The following is a 3,939-nucleotide window of genomic DNA, read 5'->3' as shown; positions in this document are numbered from 1 at the left end:
GCGGCCATCGACAGCACGCAACGTGCGGCCGGCTCGGTCGGCGATGCCGCAAGCCGCACGGCAACCGGCACCTCGGTAGGCGCCGACGCCAAGGCGCGGGCCAAGGCCGACGCGCACGGCCACTGACGACCGTCGGGTGGGCTTGAACCACCGCCCGCACCCACGGGCGCCTGTGGGCTCAAGCCCCCGGTTCCGACGCCGTGGCCGCCCCGTTCAGCCATCTGTCTGCCCGCTTAAGCGCCACCAGGCCGGTTCAGAACCCACTGGGACGAACAGGTCTAGTGTCGCGCTCACCGCGGGTTCCGCGGCGACACTTCCGAAGGAGGATCCCCATGCACAAGACCCTGCTTGCCGCTTTCATCGGCGCCAGCGTGTTCGCCGTTCCCGCGTTCGCGCAGGTCATTCCCGGCGGTGCCGGCCAGTCCACAGCGCATGCCTCGGCGCAGGCCGGCGCCACCGCGCCAGGCCTGAACGCGAATGGGGCCATCAGCACCGGCGCCACCACGCCGACGACCGGCGCTGCCGGCACGCAAGCGCTCGGCCTCGGCGGCTTGCTGAAGCAGACGCAGGCGGCCGATGCGGCAGCCGACACGCCCAGCGAAGGCGCCGGTCCGACCGGTGACCTCAACGCGAAGGCCCGCGAGAAGCTGCGCGCCGCGCACGGGCACTGAGTCCTGCCGGGCAACCCCGCGCTGCCGGGGTTGCCCGCTCAGGCGAGCGCATCTTCCGCGGCGACGAAGCCGCCGGTCTGGCGCTCCCACAACCGCGCGTAAAGGCCGCCATGCGCGATCAGTTGCGCATGTGTGCCGCTCTCCACGATGCGCCCCTTGTCCAGCACGACCAGGCGATCCATCCGCGCGATCGTCGAAAGGCGGTGCGCGATGGCTATCACGGTCTTGCCCTGCATGAGCAGGTCCAGGCTCTCCTGGATCGCCGCCTCGGCCTCGGAGTCCAGCGCGCTGGTGGCCTCGTCCAGGATCAGGATCGGCGCGTCCTTGAGCAGCACGCGGGCGATCGCGATGCGCTGGCGCTGGCCGCCGGAAAGCTTCACGCCGCGCTCGCCGACATAGGCGTCATAGCCACCGCGCCCTTCGCCATCGGACAGCGCCGGGATGAACTCATCCGCACGCGCCTTGCGCACCGCTTCGGCCACCTGCGCCTCGGTCGCGTCCGGGCGGCCGTAGAGCAGGTTGTCGCGGATCGAGCGGTGCAGCAGCGAAGTGTCCTGGGTGACCACGCCGATCTGCGAACGCAGGCTTTCCTGGGTGACGCGCGCGATGTCCTGGCCGTCGATCAGGATGCGCCCGCCCTCCAGGTCGTAGAGCCGGAGCAGCACGTTGACCAGCGTGGACTTGCCGGCGCCCGAGGGCCCGACCAGTCCGATCTTCTCGCCCGCGCGCACGGTGAGATCCAGGCCCGCGATCACGCCGCCGGCCTTGCCGTAGTGGAAATGGATGTCCTCGAAGCGGACCTCGCCGCGGGTGACTTCCAGCGGCATGGCGCCGGCTGCGTCCTGCACCGTGCGCGGCTGCGCGATGGTCGCCATGCCGTCCTGCACCGTGCCGATGTTTTCGAAGATGCCGTTGACCACCCACATGATCCAGCCCGACATGTTGTTGATGCGGATCACCAGGCCGGTCGACAGTGCAATCGCACCGACGGTGACTTGCCCGTGGCTCCACAGCCAGAGCGCCAAGCCGGAAGTGCCCACGATCAGGAAGCCGTTGAGCGTGGTGATGGTGGCGTCCATCGCGGTGGTCTGGCGCGTCATCGCGCGTGTCTTGTCCACCTGCTCGTGCAATGCGTCGGCCACGTAGGCCTCCTCGCGCCGCGTGTGCGCGAAGAGCTTGAGCGTGAGCACGTTGCTGTAGCCGTCGACGATGCGTCCCATCAGCTTCGAGCGCGCCTCGGAGGCCTTCCACGAACGCTGCCGCGTGCGCGGGATGAAGAACGCCAGCGTGGCGACGTAGAGCAGCAGCCAGACCACCAGCGGAACGGCCAGCCAGGCGTCCGCCTTGGCGAACATCACGATCGCACTGCCGGTGTAGATGGCCACGTACCAGATTGCATCGACAATCTGCACCGCAGATTCGCGCAGCGACCTGCCGGTCTGCATGATGCGGTTGGCGATGCGGCCGGCGAAATCGTTCTGGAAGAACGACAGGCTCTGGCGAATCACGTAGCGGTGGTTTTGCCAGCGGATGCGAGCGGTCACGTTGGGCACGATCGCCTGGTTGACCAGCAGGTCGTGCAGCGCGTTGAACACGGGCCTCGCGACGAGCGCCACGAACGCCATCCAGGCCAGCTCGCGCCCGTGCCGGTGGAAGAACGCCGCCCCCTCGGCCACCTTGGCCATGTCCACCAGCCGCCCGATGAAGGCGAACAGCGACACCTCGATGACCGAGACGAAGAAGCCGACCACCAGCACCGCGGCGAACATCGGCCACACCTGGCGCAGGTAGAACAGGTAGAAGCGCCCGGGCGTGCCCGGCGGCATCACGTCGGCCGGATCCTTGAACGGATCGATCAGCGATTCGAACCAGCGAAAGAGCATGGGAGAGCGTCGCCTTCGGGGAGCGGGCATTGTGGACCAGCCGCCGGTACGGTTGCAGTGAATGCCCATCTCTCAGGCTTCCCCGCGAGCCCCGGCCCCTCACCCCAACTCTCTCCCCGGAGGGGAGAGGGAGCAGAGCGGTAGGGCGCCCGCTGCAAGCCGAGCCAAGTCGCCGGGAGTCGGCCATTGGCCTGCCCGATAAGGCCGGCGAAACCCCGTGCGCAGGGGAGAGCTTCCGGGCGCGTGCGCTCCCGCAGCGCCCCCGCGGACAAAAAAGAAAACCCCGCGCGAGGCGGGGTTTTCTCGGTAGTGCGATGGAAAGCCGGACTTAGAAGTCCATGCCGCCCATGCCACCCATGCCGCCCGGGGCGCCACCGTGGCTGTGCTCTTCCTTCTTCGGCAGCTCGGCCACGATCGCCTCGGTGGTGATCGCCAGGCCGGCAACCGACGACGCGTGCTGCAGCGCGGTGCGGGTCACCTTGGTCGGATCCAGGATGCCCATCTGCACCATGTCGCCGAACTCGCCGGTGGCCGCGTTGTAGCCGAAGTTGCCCGAGCCGTCCTTGACCTTGTTGAGGATCACCGAGGGCTCTTCGCCGGCATTGGCGACGATCGCGCGCAGCGGCGCTTCCAGCGCGCGGCGGGTGATCGCGATGCCGAGGTTCTGGTCTTCGTTGTCACCCTTGATGCCTTCGACGGCCTTGAGCGCACGGATCAGGGCGACGCCGCCGCCCGGCACCACGCCTTCCTCGACCGCCGCACGGGTGGCGTGCAGGGCGTCTTCGACGCGGGCCTTCTTTTCCTTCATCTCGACCTCGGTGGCGGCACCGACCTTGATCACGGCCACGCCGCCGGCCAGCTTGGCCACGCGCTCCTGCAGCTTCTCGCGGTCGTAGTCGGAGGAGGTCTCCTCGATCTGCGCCTTGATCTGGCTGATGCGCGACTGGATGCGCTCGGCTTCGCCGGCGCCGTCGATGATCGTGGTGTTTTCCTTGGTGATCACCACGCGCTTGGCGCGGCCCAGGTCGTTGATGGTGGCCTTCTCCAGCTGCAGGCCCACTTCCTCGGAGATCACCTGGCCGTTGGTCAGGATCGCGATGTCCTCGAGGATGGCCTTGCGGCGGTCACCGAAGCCCGGCGCCTTGACGGCGGCGACCTTGACGATGCCGCGGATGGTGTTGACCACCAGCGTGGCCAGCGCCTCGCCCTCGACTTCCTCGGCGACGATCAAGAGCGGCTTGCCAGCCTTGGCGACGCCTTCGAGGATCGGCAGCAGCTCGCGGACGTTGGAGATCTTCTTGTCGTGGATCAGGATGAACGGGTCGTCCAGCTCGACCTGCTGCGACTGCTGGTTGTTGATGAAGTACGGCGACAGGTAGCCGCGG

3 protein-coding genes are annotated in these 3,939 nt (G+C 68.2%); 1 reads left to right on the top strand and 2 read right to left on the bottom strand.

Going from position 1 to position 3,939, the window contains the following annotated elements; translation table 11 throughout:
- Window positions 1–332: 332 nt before the first annotated feature.
- On the top strand, window positions 333–671 hold the full coding sequence (locus tag VFH59_RS03895) for a hypothetical protein (RefSeq protein ID WP_325163575.1): 339 nt from the start codon (window positions 333–335) through the stop codon (window positions 669–671).
- 38 nt (window positions 672–709) lie between these two features.
- Here VFH59_RS03895 and VFH59_RS03890 read toward each other — a convergent pair whose 3' ends face one another.
- On the bottom strand, window positions 710–2,554 hold the full coding sequence (locus tag VFH59_RS03890) for an ABC transporter ATP-binding protein (RefSeq protein WP_325163574.1): 1,845 nt from the start codon (window positions 2,552–2,554) through the stop codon (window positions 710–712).
- 328 nt (window positions 2,555–2,882) lie between these two features.
- On the bottom strand, window positions 2,883–3,939 hold a 1,057-nt coding region (groEL, locus tag VFH59_RS03885; RefSeq protein ID WP_325163573.1), incomplete at its 5' end, for a chaperonin GroEL.

It is taken from the genome of Frateuria sp., from assembly GCF_035695185.1.
Lineage (GTDB): Bacteria > Pseudomonadota > Gammaproteobacteria > Xanthomonadales > Rhodanobacteraceae > Frateuria_A.
Note: the sequence above shows the minus strand (reverse complement) of the source record. Positions and strands in the feature narration are given on the sequence as shown.